At 36.8% G+C, this 15,269-nt stretch carries 14 protein-coding genes; 9 read left to right on the top strand and 5 right to left on the bottom strand.

Annotation, left to right across the window (positions count from 1 at the left end; all coding sequences use genetic code 11):
* Window positions 1-29 precede the first annotated feature (29 nt).
* Window positions 30-1,193: a THUMP domain-containing class I SAM-dependent RNA methyltransferase gene (locus tag N0B16_RS02275; protein WP_262989097.1), complete on the bottom strand. Its 1,164-nt coding sequence runs from the start codon at window positions 1,191-1,193 to the stop codon at window positions 30-32.
* A 111-nt stretch (window positions 1,194-1,304) separates the two neighbouring features.
* Here N0B16_RS02275 and N0B16_RS02270 point away from each other — a divergent pair, with 111 nt between their 5' ends.
* Window positions 1,305-2,030, top strand: a complete 726-nt coding sequence (locus tag N0B16_RS02270) for a class I SAM-dependent methyltransferase (RefSeq protein ID WP_262989096.1) — start codon at window positions 1,305-1,307, stop codon at window positions 2,028-2,030.
* Complete coding sequence (locus N0B16_RS02265) at window positions 2,030-2,746, top strand: ZIP family metal transporter (protein ID WP_262989095.1); 717 nt, start codon at window positions 2,030-2,032, stop codon at window positions 2,744-2,746. The genes N0B16_RS02270 and N0B16_RS02265 overlap by 1 nt, the downstream gene beginning before the upstream one ends.
* An 87-nt stretch (window positions 2,747-2,833) precedes the next feature.
* Here N0B16_RS02265 and N0B16_RS02260 read toward each other — a convergent pair whose 3' ends face one another.
* Both N0B16_RS02260 and N0B16_RS02255 read right to left on the bottom strand, forming a co-directional pair.
* Window positions 2,834-4,216, bottom strand: coding sequence for an OmpP1/FadL family transporter (locus tag N0B16_RS02260; protein ID WP_262989094.1), 1,383 nt, complete (start codon window positions 4,214-4,216; stop codon window positions 2,834-2,836).
* Window positions 4,217-4,270: 54 nt separating this feature from the next.
* A complete protein-coding gene (locus N0B16_RS02255; protein WP_262989093.1) occupies window positions 4,271-5,326 on the bottom strand; it encodes a prolyl-tRNA synthetase in 1,056 nt (351 codons plus the stop codon).
* A 144-nt stretch (window positions 5,327-5,470) separates the two neighbouring features.
* Here N0B16_RS02255 and proS point away from each other — a divergent pair, with 144 nt between their 5' ends.
* The 6 genes from proS (at window position 5,471) to N0B16_RS02225 (ending at window position 12,238) form a co-directional block, all read left to right on the top strand.
* Window positions 5,471-6,946: a proline--tRNA ligase gene (proS, locus tag N0B16_RS02250; protein ID WP_262989092.1), complete on the top strand. Its 1,476-nt coding sequence runs from the start codon at window positions 5,471-5,473 to the stop codon at window positions 6,944-6,946.
* A 187-nt stretch (window positions 6,947-7,133) separates the two neighbouring features.
* Complete coding sequence (locus N0B16_RS02245) at window positions 7,134-8,423, top strand: OmpA family protein (RefSeq protein ID WP_262989091.1); 1,290 nt, start codon at window positions 7,134-7,136, stop codon at window positions 8,421-8,423.
* A 107-nt stretch (window positions 8,424-8,530) separates the two neighbouring features.
* Window positions 8,531-9,865, top strand: coding sequence for an Nramp family divalent metal transporter (locus N0B16_RS02240; protein ID WP_262989090.1), 1,335 nt, complete (start codon window positions 8,531-8,533; stop codon window positions 9,863-9,865).
* Between the two features lie 132 nt (window positions 9,866-9,997).
* Complete coding sequence (locus N0B16_RS02235; RefSeq protein ID WP_262989089.1) at window positions 9,998-10,534, top strand: nucleotide exchange factor GrpE; 537 nt, start codon at window positions 9,998-10,000, stop codon at window positions 10,532-10,534.
* 100 nt (window positions 10,535-10,634) lie between these two features.
* A complete protein-coding gene (dnaJ, locus tag N0B16_RS02230) occupies window positions 10,635-11,753 on the top strand; it encodes a molecular chaperone DnaJ (protein WP_262989088.1) in 1,119 nt (372 codons plus the stop codon).
* A gap of 134 nt (window positions 11,754-11,887) precedes the next feature.
* Window positions 11,888-12,238 carry a prevent-host-death protein gene (locus N0B16_RS02225; protein ID WP_262989087.1) on the top strand — a complete coding sequence of 117 codons (351 nt, stop codon included), beginning with the start codon at window positions 11,888-11,890 and terminating at the stop codon, window positions 12,236-12,238.
* Window positions 12,239-12,274: 36 nt separating this feature from the next.
* Here the strand turns inward: N0B16_RS02225 and N0B16_RS02220 are convergent, their stop codons facing one another.
* Entirely contained in the window at window positions 12,275-13,189 is a 915-nt protein-coding gene (locus N0B16_RS02220; protein WP_262989086.1) for an acyltransferase family protein, read from the bottom strand.
* A gap of 122 nt (window positions 13,190-13,311) precedes the next feature.
* Window positions 13,312-14,190 (bottom strand): DUF808 family protein, encoded by an 879-nt coding sequence (locus N0B16_RS02215; RefSeq protein WP_262989085.1) that lies wholly within the window; start codon window positions 14,188-14,190, stop codon window positions 13,312-13,314.
* Between the two features lie 212 nt (window positions 14,191-14,402).
* On the opposite strand from N0B16_RS02215, the gene N0B16_RS02210 reads away from it, so the two are divergent.
* Window positions 14,403-15,263, top strand: a complete 861-nt coding sequence (locus N0B16_RS02210) for an alpha/beta hydrolase (protein WP_262989084.1) — start codon at window positions 14,403-14,405, stop codon at window positions 15,261-15,263.
* Window positions 15,264-15,269: the final 6 nt, after the last annotated feature.

The raw sequence follows: 15,269 nt of genomic DNA, 5'->3' as shown, positions 1-15,269 counted from the left end.
TAGGTTTATATGCAATGAAATATCGAGTACTAAATATTTTCAATCTTATGCAGCTTCTTCGTTCCCTCATACATTTCATACTGCAAAAATCTGGTTTCCAGTTTGCCGTTGAAAAGTTTGATTTTTCTTGAAGGGCGCAACCCGATTTTCTTCACCGCTTCCAGATCCGAAGAAATCAGCCAGGCCAAAGTGTTCGGATAATTTGTTTTAAAAGTATCTCCTATTTTCTTGTAAAAATCATCGTCATTGATCGAAATCCGCTCGTCATAAGGCGGGTTAAATACCATCAGTAATGGGAACAGATCTTTTTTGGTCTCGAAGAAATCTTCTCTCCGTACTTCGATGATATCTTCCATTTCTGCAGATTCTACATTGGTTCTTGCAGCATCCAGCATTCTGCCGTCGATGTCATAGCCTACAATTTTACCATGAAATTCTCTGATTCTTTCGATTCTGAATTCTTTGATTTTATTGAATAATGCCTCATCATAATTTTTCCAGTTCTGGAAGGCAAATCTTCTCCTGAAAATCTGCGCCGGAAGATCCATTGCAATCATCGCGGCTTCAATAAGAATGGTTCCCGAACCGCACATCGGGTCAAGGAAATTTCCTTTTCCGTCCCAACCGGCTAACTGGAGCATTCCGCTTGCCAACACTTCATTAATGGGAGCTTCACCCTGCTCTTTTCGGTACCCTCTTTTAAATAAGGCATCTCCTGAAGAATCCAGGGAAATGGTCACCAATTCCCGGTCAATATGAAGGTGAAATTTGATATCCGGAGATTTTGTTTCAATGTTGGGCCTTTTGCCATATCGGTTTTGAAAAAAATCGACAATGGCGTCTTTCATTTTAAAAGTCATGAACTGAGAATGGCTGAATCTCTCAGAATTTACCGTAGAATCTATGGCAAATGTCTGATCCACACTCATAAAATCATCCCATTCAAACTTAAAAAGCCTTTCGTAGAATTTTGTTTCGTTGTATGCTTTAAATTCATCAATCGGAACCAGAATTTTTAAAGCCGTTCTTGCAGAATAGTTGATTTTATAAAGAAAACCCAAATCTCCTTCACAATTCACGGCACGGTTTTTAACTTCTACGTTTTTTCCGCCCAGCTTCTTGATTTCTTCTGCTAAAACAGGCTCTAATCCGAAGAATGTTTTTATCTGAATTTTAATATTTTCTGTATCCATTTTGCAAAGATAGCAGATTAAAAGATTATAGATAATAGACATGTAAAAAAGCTTATAAAATCTATAGTCTATAATCTCGTCGGCTCTCTTCTTTTTTCTTATTTTTGCATTATGGAATGGTTTGAATCTTGGTTTGATACCCCTTATTATCATTTGCTCTACAATAACAGAGATTATACGGAGGCAGAAAATTTTATTACAAAGCTTACACAAGTGCTTGAGCTTCCGCAGTCTTCAAAGATTATTGACCTTGCCTGCGGAAAAGGAAGACATTCGGTTTTTCTCAATACATTAGGCTATAAAGTTCTGGGCCTGGATCTTTCTCACCAAAGCATTGATTTTGACAAACAGTTTGAGAATGAAAACCTGCAGTTTAAAGTTCATGATATGAGAAACCCGATCGATTCTGAGCCTGTAGATGCGGTTTTTAACCTTTTCACAAGCTTTGGGTATTTTGATAATGAGCAAGATGATCAGAATGTTTTCAAATCGGTTTATGATGTACTGAAAACGGATGGTTATTTTGTGCTGGATTATCTGAACGAAGAATATGTACGAAGAGTAATTGTACCCGAAAGCACCATTCACAGAGAAGGTATTGATTTTCAGATTGCCAAAAAAATTGAAGGAAGACACATCATTAAAGATATCCGGTTTGAAGATCAGGGAAAGTCCTATCATTTTTTTGAAAAAGTAAAGCTTCATACGTTGGAAACCATAAAAAGCTACGCTGAAGATTGTGGTTTTGAAAGGATAAAAATATGGGGAGATTATCAGCTGAATGATTTTGAAAAAGATACTTCGCCACGTTGCATCAATTTATTTAAGAAAAAATAATGATTGTTATTTTACTGATTTTAAGCGTAATAGCCGGAGTTTTTCTCGGAAAATATTTTGGCAAAAAAGAAGCGTTCGCAAAAAATCTGCTGATTTTAAGTGCCGGTTTTTTGATTACCATCTGTTTAAATGAAGTTTTTCCGCAGGTATATGCTTCTGAAACAAGCAGCAACCTTGGAATTTTTGTGATTGGCGGTGTACTTCTGCAGATGATCCTCGAAGCACTTACCAAAGGTTTTGAGCACGGCCATTTTCATCACCATAACGAAAGCAGCAATATTTTGCCGATGGCTTTAATGGTAGGGCTTTTTATTCATGCTTTTATTGAGGGGATTCCTTTGGCAAATGAAAAAGAAGTTTTGTCACCTTATCTTTTAGGAATTTTATTCCACAACCTTCCGATTTCTTTTATTTTAGGAGCATTTTTATTTAACAGAAGCGGGGCAAAAACCTCCTATCCTTCTTTACTGATTATTGCTTTATTTGCTTTGGCTTCTCCGATGGGCATGATGCTCGGAAATTATTTCAATCCGAATTTACAGCCTTATTTCTTAGCGGTTGTCGGCGGAATTTTCTTACACATCTCATCGGTGATTATTTTTGAAAGCAATAAAAATCATAATATCAATTGGTCAAAAATCGGTTTGGTCATTATAGGGGTTTCATTAGCTTTGGTGATGCATCTTTTTCATACGCATCCCGGAAGTCATCATTAAATAATTTATCATCTATAAAAAAAAATGCTCCGAATAATTTCGGAGCATTTTTATATATGCAAATTTATATATGTAAAAGTTTAAAAATTAGAATTTCCAGCCAAATGTAAGGAAGAAATTGTTTCTGATATTTTTAACTTCTGAAACTGCATAAGAATCACTTTCAATAATCCTTGTTGGAGAATAGTATGCGGAATCAACATTATTAGCAGAATCAATATACCCTCTCAAAAATGGATTGGCATACTTTGAAGTCATATTCTGATAAGCCGCATCAATATAGAATGATTTGAAATCATAGCCGATCCCGAATGACACTAAGTTTTTATCGCTTAAAATAAGATTGTCATATGACTGATCAGAAGCATTTCCGTCATTGGTAAACCTGCTCACCGTTAATGCATCAAAAGGATTTGAAGTATAAGAGTATCCTCCTCTGAATCTCAGTTGTTTTACTCTGTATTCTGCACCTAATCTTACTTCAGATAAATTTTTATAATCATCTCTGAAAAAATCATTCAGTTCTGATTCTGCTGCGCCATATACTTTATATTTCGGTTTGGTAAGTCCTAAACTGTAATCTACATTTAAAGAAAAGTTTTTACTGGCCACAAAAGCAGCACTTACCATTGCTTTAAGCGGAGAGCTGAATTTTCTGTTTTCTACAGCAAGATCGTCACCATATACAGGATCGTTATAAAAATTATAACTTCTGTCGATATCCCAGAACGTTGGTGTTTCTAAAGCCGCACCCAATCTGAAATTACGGTTAACTTTTCCGATAACCCCTAATGAAGCCGAAAAACCAGATGATCTTTCGTAAAAAGGAGTATTTTGTTTACTGAAAAGTTCAGCAGATCCGTTTTGAAGTGAATTAAATTGTGCTGTATCTGACTGATCCATAGACACATTAAACAAATTGATCCCTGCACCAATATAAAAATTATGGTTGTAGTTTGCTCCTACACCGATACTTGTTTTGGATAATGTTCCATATCGGTCATAGGCATGCCTTGCAAGAGAAGAGCTGTTGTTTGCATCAAAATCATAAATCAGATTACTGTTTCCCGGAGATTCTACATAATTATCAAGAGACTGGTTAGAAAAATTAATCCCTACATTGATAAACTTCCATGCAGATTCTGTCATCAGCTGAAAAGTCATTACGCCCCCTACATTTCCAAGATCGCCCTGATTGTTTCTGTATGCAACAGATGATCCTGCAAAAGCACTGGTATTTTTATTATTCGTCAAATTTAGAGTTCCTGAAGCTTCACCGGAAATAGCCACTCCCAATCCTGCAGGATTGGTAAGAAGTGAATTGGCATCACCTCCTAAAGCACCGTTTGATCCGGCCATTGAATTAAATTTAGCCGAACCTCCAAATTGTGAGTTCGAATAAACATCAATGGTATTTCTAATAACCGAAACATCCTGAGCCTGCGCAAAGAAAGCCGCAGAAATACTCATTATTACTAAAGATTTTTTTAACATTATTATTAAATAGTTATTGAGTTTAAAAAATTATCTTCCGCCAGATCTGAAACCACCGCCACCGCCGGATCTCATACCGCCTCCACCTCCGGAAGAGCCACCGGATCTGAAGCCTCCTCCTCCGCTGCCAGAGTTAAAACCGCCGGATCTGAAACCACCGTTATCACTTGGTCTTGGTTGAGATTGCTGTTGGTTATAATTAGGTCTTGGTTGTTGATAATTAGGATTTCTCGTTCCTCCCGGTTGATTTCTAAAACCACCGTTCATACTTCCTTGTCCTTGTCTGAATCCTCCATTGACAGTTCCTTGTCTGAAGCCGCCATTTGAAACGGAGTTTCTAAATCCTCCATTGCTGTTTCTGGTACCAGCTCCGTTACTGTTTCTGAAACCGGAACCGTTTCCGTATTTATTAATGCCTACCGTATTGTTTGTAAATCCTCTGCCGTTTGCACCGCTTCTTCTGTATACGGGTCTGTAGTAATTACCCCAATATCCGCCACCATATCCCCAGTAAGGATTGTATCCTCCCCAATATGGATAGTAACCTCCCCAATAATAAGGTGAATTCCAGCCGTAATTCCATCCATAGCTCCAGTACGGACTGAATCCGCCCCATCCCCAGGAATTCCCCCAGCCGAATGACATGCTCATTCCCCAGCCGGAACCCATTCCCCAATATGGGCTGTAGCCTCCGTACCAACCCCAAGGTGATCCCCAGGAATTGTCGTAATAATTGGTTTGGTTCCCTGCAAAATTCCCCCAGTCGGAATCTGTTGCATTGTTTAAATTAACATCGTTCCAGGAGTTGTATCTGTTATTTTGTTCAGCAGAGTTGGCTTGTGCATTTTCTATAACGTTAGAGTCATCATAGTAATCATAATATTCTCCTACTCTGTTTCCCTGATCATTATTAATAATAACGCCTTCTGGAAGGGTATCTTTGTTAGGATCATAATAAACCCCGTCTGTCTCACTGTAACCCCCTACCTGTGCGCCGCAAGACATTAGCAATAAGCCGCTTGAGATCGCCAGAATCCCTTTGGATCTGAGCACGCCAAGTAAATTTTTATGTATATTTTTTTTCATGATAATGTAAAAATTTTTAATTTAAATTATATTTGCAGTCTGTACCAAAAATATACCAAGTTCATTGGTATAAAATCTATCAAAAATAGATTTTTATTTTTAGATAACAATAGTTTAGAAAAGTTAAAAAAATTAGAAAAAATAATGGCAAAATTAACCTCAAGAAGTGAAGATTACAGCAAATGGTATAACGAGCTCGTTGTAAAAGCTGATTTAGCTGAAAATTCCGGAGTACGAGGATCGATGGTTATTAAACCTTACGGATATGCAATTTGGGAAAAAATGCGTGATGAGATGGATAGAAGATTCAAGGAAACCGGTCATGTGAATGCTTATTTCCCATTATTCGTTCCCAAGAGTTTATTTGAAGCTGAAGAAAAAAATGCTGAAGGCTTTGCCAAAGAATGTGCTATTGTAACGCATTACCGTTTAAAAAACGATCCTGATAACCCCGGGAAACTGATGGTTGATCCCGATGCGAAACTGGAAGAAGAATTAATTGTACGCCCTACCTCTGAAGCCATTATCTGGAATACCTACAAAGGCTGGATCCAATCATATAGAGATTTACCTATTCTGATTAATCAATGGGCAAACGTTGTCCGTTGGGAGATGAGAACCCGTTTATTTTTAAGAACGTCAGAATTTTTGTGGCAGGAAGGCCATACTGCCCACGCTACAAAAGATGAAGCCGTGGAAGAGGCTGAAAAAATGAACAATGTCTATTCAGATTTTGCAGAAACATTCATGGCGATGCCTGTTGTGATGGGATTAAAAAGTCCGTCAGAAAGATTTGCCGGTGCTGATGAAACCTATTGTATTGAAGCCTTGATGCAGGACGGTAAAGCTTTACAGGCAGGAACATCCCACTTTTTGGGGCAAAATTTCGCAAAGGCATTTGATGTAAAATTCACCAATAAAGAAGGAAAGATAGAATATGCATGGGCAACTTCATGGGGAACTTCTACCCGATTGATGGGAGCTTTGATTATGACACATTCTGATGATTTCGGATTGGTACTGCCTCCGACATTAGCTCCGATTCAGGTCGTTATTGTTCCTATTTTTAAAGGAGAAGAACAGTTGAGCCAAATCAGTGAGGTCGCTTTAGAAATTCAAGCGAAATTAAAAGCCAAGGGAATTTCGGTAAAATTTGATGACGATACCCAAAATAAACCGGGATGGAAATTTGCGGAATACGAATTAAAAGGAGTTCCTTTGAGAATTGCGATGGGACCAAGAGATTTAGAAAATAAGTCTGTAGAGATCGCAAGAAGAGACAATCTTACCAAAGAAATACGGCCTTTGGAAGGGCTTGATTCTTATATCGAAGAGCTATTGCAGACCATCCAGAAAGATATGTATACGAAAGCATTTAACTTTAGAAAAGAAAATATCACAAAAGTGGATTCTTACGAAGAGTTTAAAAAGGTTCTGGAAGAAAAAGGCGGTTTTATCTATGCGCACTGGGATGGAACGGCAGAAGAAGAAGAGCAGATTAAAAACGAGACCAAAGCAACAATACGATGCATCCCTCTGGATGATGATTTTGAGGACGGCATTTCAATGATTTCAGGTCAACCTTCAAAAAGAAGAGTCTTATTCGCTAAAGCATACTAAAAAATATAATACATTAATTTTAAACCTTTGTCGTAGCAGGCAGAGGTTTTTTTATGATCATAAATAATTTCTGAATTCTTGAATTTTAGAAAAATTTTGACAAAATACCAATGAATAACAAATAAAAATAATATTTGGACTGTTTTTTGTTTAAATTAAATAACATTAATCTCAAAATATAATTATTATGTCACTAAACGTTATCGATTTAATTAAAGGACAGCTAGGTCCTGCTTTAACAACGCAGGCTGCATCACAGCTTGGAGAAAGCGAAACGGGAATTTCAAAAGCAATCAGCGGAATTTTGCCCGCCGTTGTGGGAGGCTTAGCCAATAATGCTGATAACCCTGTTGTTATAGATGCCATTTCAAACGCATCATCAAACGGTATGTTGGGAAACCTCATGGGAATTGATTCTAACAATTCTTTAGTTTCAGGACTTCTGTATTCAATATTCGGAGATAAAATAGGAGGTTTAGTCAATTCTATAGCTACTTATGCCGGGATCAGCAACAACTCGTCTTCTTCACTTTTAAATATGGTTACAGGAGCCACAGTCGGCTCGATCGGAAAATATGCAGCTGATAATAATTTAGACAGATCGGGAATTTCTGGTTTATTAAATGAGCAGAAAGGTGTAGTATCTACATTGCTTCCCGCAGGCCTTTCTTTAGCTTCATTAAATATGGGAGACTGGGACAAGGGATACAAATTTGATAATGATAATGACACCATCAAACCTGTAACACATGAGGAACCAAAAATTGAAGTAACGAGAAGTACCGCCGCAGGAGGAACTTTCCCGGAAAGAACCACAGAAAGCGGATCGATCTGGAAATGGCTATTGCCACTTTTACTGTTAATTGCAGCAGCATATTTTATCTGGAAGCAGTTTGAGAAAAAAGAAACGACTACGACCACCACTGTTGCAAATGATTCTACCAATACGGCCAATGATACCGCTACAATCTTAAAAGAAATGCCTGCAGCCACTACTGCAAAAACAGATGAGGATATTGATCTGAATGGTACAACTTTAAAAGGATACAAAGGAGGAATGGAAGATCAGATGATCACTTTCCTGAAATCCGGAAATTATAAAAATGCTGCAGATGACGCCGCTTTGAAAGACGGGTGGTATAATTTTGACCACGTCAATTTCAAAATGGGAAGTTCTTCAGAATTAGAAGCAGGTTCTCAAGGACAGTTAGAAAATTTAGTTGCTATTTTAAAAGCGTATCCCGATACTAAAATTAAAATCGGAGGATATACCGATAAAGTAGGAAATGAAGCAGATAATGTGAAACTTTCTACAGAAAGAGCAACTTATATTAAAGACTGGCTTGCTAAACAAGGTGTAGAAAACCAAATTTTAGGGGCAGAAGGATATGGAAGCAAATTTGCTGAAGTAGATGCATCAGCTTCTGATGCCGAAAGAGCAGCAGACAGAAAAATGGCAGTACGATTTGCAAAATAATCTGAATACATATATACCTGATCCCGAAATTATTTTTCGGGATTTTTTTGTAAACTTCTTTTCTTTTTCATTTATTTAATTAAATTTGTTAGCCATTTCTAACATTTATGAATCTTAATACAAAACCAGCCTGGCGAAAAGATAAAACTTCAAACTCATTGTCTGAAGTATATTCGTCTATTAAAATTCCTAAAAACGGCAGTTTCTGGAGAAAATACCTGGCTTTTGCAGGACCAGGATTAATGATCGCCGTAGGATATATGGATCCCGGAAACTGGGCCACCGATATTGCAGGGGGTGCACAATTCGGATATACGCTTCTTTCCGTGATTTTAATTTCCAATATTTTTGCCATGGTTTTACAGCATTTATCTGTAAAACTAGGGGTTGTCACCGAAAGAGATCTTGCACAGGCTTGCCGGGATCATTTTAAACCTGCAACCAATTTTATGCTGTGGATTTTTTGCGAAATTGCCATTGCAGCCTGTGATCTGGCAGAAGTCATCGGATCTGCTATTGCCTTAAATTTGCTTTTCCATATCCCGCTTACCTGGGGAATAGTGATTACAACTGCAGATGTACTGTTTATTCTTTTGTTGCAGGCAAAAGGTTTCCGGTGGATTGAAAGTATTGTCGGCGGACTAATATTAATCATTCTTGCCTGTTTCGGATACGAAATTATTATTTCAAAACCTGAGATTAATGCCCTTTTGGGAGGATTGGTTCCTCAAAAAGAAATCATTACCAATAAAGCCATGCTTTATATCGGGATCGGGATTTTAGGAGCTACCGTGATGCCCCACAATTTATATCTGCACAGCAGTATTGTACAGACCAGGGATTATAACCGTGATACACAAGGAAAAAAAGAAGCTATAAAATTTGCTACCTTAGACAGTACCGTTTCTTTATTACTGGCATTTTTTATCAATGCAGCCATTTTGATCTTAGCCGCAGCGACCTTTCATACCACAGGAAATAAACATGTTGCAGACATCAATGATGCTTATAAAATGTTGACCCCGATTCTGGGTGCGTCAATGGCAAGTATTGCTTTTGCTATTGCATTACTGGCTTCCGGACAGAATTCTACCCTTACGGGAACGCTTGCCGGACAGATTGTAATGGAAGGCTTCTTAAATATTAAATTAAAACCATGGCTGAGAAGACTAATTACAAGGTTAATTGCTGTAATTCCCGCATTGATCGTCGCGATCCTGTATGGCGAAGAAGGAACGACAGATTTATTGGTATTAAGTCAGGTCATTTTATCTATGCAGCTGAGTTTTGCAGTAGTACCATTGGTTATTTTCACTAACGATAAGGCTAAGATGGGAGAATTTGCGAACAAAACATTTTTAAAAATCTCGGTTTGGGCCATTTCATTGGTTATCATTGTTCTGAACCTCTATTTATTATACCAGACTTTTTTCGGAAAATAAATTAGCTGATTATTACTAAATTAAATATATCCACAATAAATATTTTGGATATATTTTTATTTCTGACTAAATGTCCTGATTTTTTCTTTGGCAGAATCTTTGACAAACAACAATGTAAAAGTTATTGAAATTATGGAAAATCAGGATATCAACGAAGAAAATATCAATATACAGGAAGAAGGAAATACACAAAGCGAGCCGTTAACTCAGGAAAATGTGACAGAAACTCCTACTGCGGAAGAACTTTTGGCAGTAGAAAAAGACCGTTACATCAGATTATACGCAGAGTTCGAAAACTATAAAAAAAGAACTTCAAAAGAGAAGATGGAGTTTTTCACGTATGCCAATCAGGATATGATGGTTTCTATGTTAGGCGTTTTGGATGATTTTGAAAGAGCGATTAAAGAGATTGCTAAAAACGGAAATGCCGCTGATCTTCAAGGTGTAGAGTTAATTTACAACAAATTTAAAAATAAATTGACCGAAAAAGGCTTAAAACCTATGGAAGTAAAAGCCGGGGACAGTTTCAACGTAGATTTCCATGAGGCCATTACTCAAATCCCTTCGCCTTCGGAAGATCTGAAAGGAAAAATCGTAGATGTTGTAGAAACAGGATATACTTTAGGGGATAAAGTAATTCGTTTTGCAAAAGTAGTAACGGGAAACTAAATTCATTAATGATCAATGATGAGTGATTAGCGATGGCCAATTTCACTGGTGATATTAAAAACATCAATAACCACTTATCAATCATCAAGTATAATATATCATGTCAAAAAGAGATTATTACGACGTTCTTGAGATCAGCAAATCTGCATCTGCCGACGAAATAAAGAAAGCATACCGAAAAATGGCGATCAAATATCACCCGGATAAAAACCCAGGAGATAAAGAAGCCGAAGATAAGTTTAAAGAAGCTGCGGAAGCATACGAAGTTCTGAGCGATGACCAGAAGCGTGCAAGATACGATCAGTACGGTCACGCAGGAGTTGGCGGAAACGGAGGCTTCGGAGGAGGCGGTTTCGGCGGCGGGATGAACATGGAAGACATTTTCAGCCAGTTCGGAGATATTTTCGGTGGCGGCGGTTTCGGAGGATTTGGCGGCGGTGGCGGTCAGCAACAGGTGAAAGGTTCAAATTTAAGAATCAGAATCAAGCTGAATCTTGAAGAAATGGTGAATGGAACTCAAAAAACCCTTAAAGTAAAAAAAATGAAGATGGCAGAAGGTGCCACTTCGAAAACCTGCCCTACCTGTAACGGATCGGGAGTTCAGCTGAAAGTGATGAACACGATGTTTGGGCAAATGCAGACGCAAACTACATGCGGTACCTGTCAGGGAATCGGGAAAGTTGCCGATAAAATTCCGGCAGGCGCCAATGCTCAGGGTTTAATAAAAGATGAAGAAGAAATTACCATTAACATTCCGGCAGGCGCAAGAGACGGTATTCAGCTAAATGTGAGAGGAAAAGGAAATGATGCACCTTTTGGTGGTATTCCGGGAGATTTATTGGTGATTGTAGAGGAAGAAATTGATACAACCATCAAGAGAGAAGGCGATAACCTTCACCAGGAACTGTACGTTTCTTTTGCTGAAGCTGCTCTGGGAACTAAAAAAGAAATTCCTACCGTAGGCGGAAAGGTAAAAATAACGGTAGATGCAGGAACGCAATCCGGAAAAATCCTGAGATTAGCAGGGAAAGGCCTTCCAAGTATTGACAGCTATGGAAAAGGCGATATGTTTATCCATATCAATGTCTGGACACCTCAGACGCTTAATAAAGAACAAAAAGATTTCTTCGAAAAACAGATGGCAAGCGGCGATATGGTTGCCGAACCATCCGGAAAAGAGAAGACGTTCTTCGACAAGGTGAAAGATTTATTCAATTAATATTTGAGAGGCTTTTTTAAGTCTCTTTTTTTACCTAAATTTATTTTCGTTTTTTTACTTTTGCATTTATTAAAGTAAAGAGTCTTTGAAAGCATTCCAAAGGCAACGACGTATAAGAAAAAAAATTATTTCACATGAACTATAAGCTTCAACTGCGTATGCAAGAGTCTAATCCGAATCTTGTATATAACACCATCATTTTTGATACTTTTAAAGTAAATATTGTTGAAAGATACTATGGCTCTGTTCCAAAATTATGTGATGTTTCATTTAGGGTAAGAACCCTGGATGATGTAATTATAAAAAAGAAAGACGGAAACGTGAGAATACGAATCACGGGTGAAGATCTGGACATTTATGTAAGGTTATTAAAGGTTTTAGGATCTTATAATTATAGAAATCACCTGATAAAAAGAGATGAGGCAGATCAGGATTTTGTACATTTTATTTTGAGAATGGTCATTATGAATTATCAGTTCAATTAGAACTAGATAGTTATATCCAGAAAAATAGAATACCTGTTACAGCAGGTATTTTATTTTTTTACTGATATAAACCAACGCAAAACTTACCGGCAGCAAAATCCCTAAAAAAATCAAGACTTTGAAAGATGTAATGTTTTCATAAAAATCAGATTTCATAATCAGCGGATGAACTACATAGATCGCTGTGGAAAGGTTTGCCAGGAATTTTGAACTGGTTTTAATGTATTTATTTTTAAAGTATAAAAACAATAACGGACAGGCAAATAATAATGAGATCAGGATATCTGTACTTTCAGAGCCTATATTTTTATAATTAAAATATGCTTCTGCTATAACACACAAAACAGCCAGTACAGTCAATAAAGGGCCATATTTCAATGATGCTATTTCTGCTTTTTGACGGTTGATCAAAAAACCAACGGTTAAAAAAGGAAAGCACACAAAAAGAAAATTCCGGTAAAGAAAATAGATATTCAAAACTGAATCTGTTTCATCTTTGAAATAATGCAGATTTCCCAAAATCTGTATCGCATATCCCGTTAAAAATAACAATACCGCTAAACAAATAAGTTTGATAGTGCTCTGATTTCTCAGGAAATAAAGAACAATGCCTGAAAAAAAAGTTCCGATGAGATACCATAAATGATGATATCCAAAAAGAATAGTCAGTAAAATATGATCTTCATCTTTCCAGTAATAAATATAAATGATCATCCAGATCGCATACAGTACCAATGTTCTTAAAAGCCATTTTCTGAGTTTGGAAATCTGATCAACATAAAAAAAATAATACCCCGTAATAATTAAAAAAATGGGAACAGCCAATCTGAAAAGCCCGTTAACCGAAAGGTAATTGACAAGAGGGTAAGAATTTTTCAAAAGCTGCATGTGTAGAAAAACTACAAAAAAAGCCAGAACGATTTTTAATACATCTATTGATAAATTCCTCATTATCTACCATTATAATTCCGGCAAAAATAGTTATTTTGCAGAATTAATTAATTAAATAATTTACATAAAAAATCCTGCTCAAGAAGAAACAGGATTTTCAGTACATAATTGCAGTAATGAAATTATTTTTTTGTCACCAAAGAATATATTTTTTTACTTCCTGTAAAAAGTATAACTCCCAATAAACCTCCTGTTAATCCGAATAATATCTGTTTTAGAAGTCCCGGCCAAGACGGCAATATATGGTGAAGGTAATCAATCCGGTGTGCAAAAATCTCACCTGCGACCATGATAAGCGCAACCGTTCCGATTACTCCTAAAGCTTTGATGATCCACGGTAATGCATCTACCAGAAACTGGCCCAATTTGGAGAAGAAACCTTTACCGTTGCTTTTTTTGATTAATTTAAAACCTGCGTCATCCATTCTTACAATAAGGGCAACAATTCCGTAAACCCCGACCGTTGCAATAAATGCTACTAAACTCGTTACAAGAATCTGGGTAATAAAAGGATGGCTTTCTTCTAAAACCGTTCCTAAAGCGATGATTACAATTTCAATGGAAAGGATAAAATCTGTAGTGATTGCCGCTCTGATCTTAGATTTTTCAGATTCTTCCGAATCTTCATCTTCTGTGGTTTCAATAACCTCACTTTCTTCTTTTTTTCGATGAAATAAAAATTCAATTATTTTTTCTACTCCTTCAAAAGCAAGGTACAGCCCTCCTAAAATAAGAATATAATTGATAGCAGGCTGATAAAGCCAGTTCAGCAGAAAAACAATCGGAAGAATAATCAGTTTATTAATGAACGAACCTTTGGTAATCGCCCAAAGAACAGGAATCTCGCGGGAAGAAACAAAACCGGTAGCTTTTTCTGCATTTACCGCCAAATCGTCTCCCAAAATCCCTGCTGTTTTTTGGGTCGCGATTTTACTTGTAACTGCCACATCATCCATCAAAGATGCAATATCATCTAAAATTGCAAAAAAACCAGAAGCCATACTCTTACATTTTACCCTGTAAAAATAATGTTTTAATTTGGTTTATAAAATTCGATTGACCATATTGAGGTATAAATACGTGATACCATTCCTGATTAAGAACTAAAAATCTAATTATTGCTGAGAAAATTTTTTCTCAAACAGAAAATTTTTTATTGAAAACAGCATGATGTCATTTACTTACAAGATTCAATTTTTATTACCTTTACTGTATGAAAAAACTCATTCTCAGATATCATTTTTTTGCTTTAGGCTGTATGGGTTTTATTTTAAATTCATGTAATTCAAAATTCCGGGTGTGGGTGGGAAATAATGATCAGAAAATATACAACCTGAAATATGGTGAACATAAAAGGCAAAAAATGGATGTCTTTCTTCCGGCAGAGTATGCTCAGAATACACCGGTTGTATTAATGCTCCACGGTGGCGCATGGAAGTACGGGCGAAAAGAGCATATGATCCAGATTCAGAAAATGCTTTTTAAAAATAATATTCCCAGCATTAATATGAATTACAGGCTGGTTTCCAAACACATTACTTACAAAGATCAGCTTGAAGACATCAATTCTGTCATTGAAAAATTTAATACCCTGTCTGAAAAAGCAGAATTGCTTCCCGATAATTATATCATTTTAGGAGAAAGTGCAGGAGGACATTTGGCATTGCTCTATGGCTACAGGAATCCGGATAAGATCAAGAAAATCATTTCTCTGAGCGGCCCTACAGATTTTTATTCTCCGGAATATCTGCATTCGTTTTATTCAAAATATACCTCCGGAACGGTACAGAAAATGGTCGGAACAAAATTTAACCGGAAAAATTTATCACCAGAATTTCAGAAAGCAAGCCCGATTGCAAATATTACTCAGGTTCCTACCTTGTTATTTCAGGGAAATACCGATTTTTTAGTGAATCAGAAACAGGGTCTGGCTCTAGATTCTGCCCTTACAAAAATGAATGTACCGCACAAACTGGTCTTTATGAAAAATACAGGCCATGCTCCACGGTTTTTCAGTAAAAAGAAAAGAGACCGCATCATTTATCCCAATATTCTTGAATGGATAAAAAAATAACCCGCT

Origin of the sequence: Chryseobacterium gilvum (genome assembly GCF_025628965.1) — a bacterium.
Lineage (GTDB): Bacteria > Bacteroidota > Bacteroidia > Flavobacteriales > Weeksellaceae > Chryseobacterium > Chryseobacterium gilvum.
Note: the sequence above shows the minus strand (reverse complement) of the source record. Positions and strands in the feature narration are given on the sequence as shown.

Excerpts from the sequence above, each read along its gene's own strand:
- N0B16_RS02275 (WP_262989097.1), bottom strand. The coding sequence starts at position 1,193 with ATGGATACAGAAAATATTAAAATTCAGATAAAAACATTCTTCGGATTA.
- N0B16_RS02270 (WP_262989096.1), top strand. The coding sequence starts at position 1,305 with ATGGAATGGTTTGAATCTTGGTTTGATACCCCTTATTATCATTTGCTC.
- N0B16_RS02265 (WP_262989095.1), top strand. The coding sequence starts at position 2,030 with ATGATTGTTATTTTACTGATTTTAAGCGTAATAGCCGGAGTTTTTCTC.
- N0B16_RS02260 (WP_262989094.1), bottom strand. The coding sequence starts at position 4,216 with ATGAGTATTTCTGCGGCTTTCTTTGCGCAGGCTCAGGATGTTTCGGTT.
- N0B16_RS02255 (WP_262989093.1), bottom strand. The coding sequence starts at position 5,326 with ATGAAAAAAAATATACATAAAAATTTACTTGGCGTGCTCAGATCCAAA.
- proS (WP_262989092.1), top strand. The coding sequence starts at position 5,471 with ATGGCAAAATTAACCTCAAGAAGTGAAGATTACAGCAAATGGTATAAC.
- N0B16_RS02245 (WP_262989091.1), top strand. The coding sequence starts at position 7,134 with ATGTCACTAAACGTTATCGATTTAATTAAAGGACAGCTAGGTCCTGCT.
- N0B16_RS02240 (WP_262989090.1), top strand. The coding sequence starts at position 8,531 with ATGAATCTTAATACAAAACCAGCCTGGCGAAAAGATAAAACTTCAAAC.
- N0B16_RS02235 (WP_262989089.1), top strand. The coding sequence starts at position 9,998 with ATGGAAAATCAGGATATCAACGAAGAAAATATCAATATACAGGAAGAA.
- dnaJ (WP_262989088.1), top strand. The coding sequence starts at position 10,635 with ATGTCAAAAAGAGATTATTACGACGTTCTTGAGATCAGCAAATCTGCA.
- N0B16_RS02225 (WP_262989087.1), top strand. The coding sequence starts at position 11,888 with ATGAACTATAAGCTTCAACTGCGTATGCAAGAGTCTAATCCGAATCTT.
- N0B16_RS02220 (WP_262989086.1), bottom strand. The coding sequence starts at position 13,189 with ATGAGGAATTTATCAATAGATGTATTAAAAATCGTTCTGGCTTTTTTT.
- N0B16_RS02215 (WP_262989085.1), bottom strand. The coding sequence starts at position 14,190 with ATGGCTTCTGGTTTTTTTGCAATTTTAGATGATATTGCATCTTTGATG.
- N0B16_RS02210 (WP_262989084.1), top strand. The coding sequence starts at position 14,403 with ATGAAAAAACTCATTCTCAGATATCATTTTTTTGCTTTAGGCTGTATG.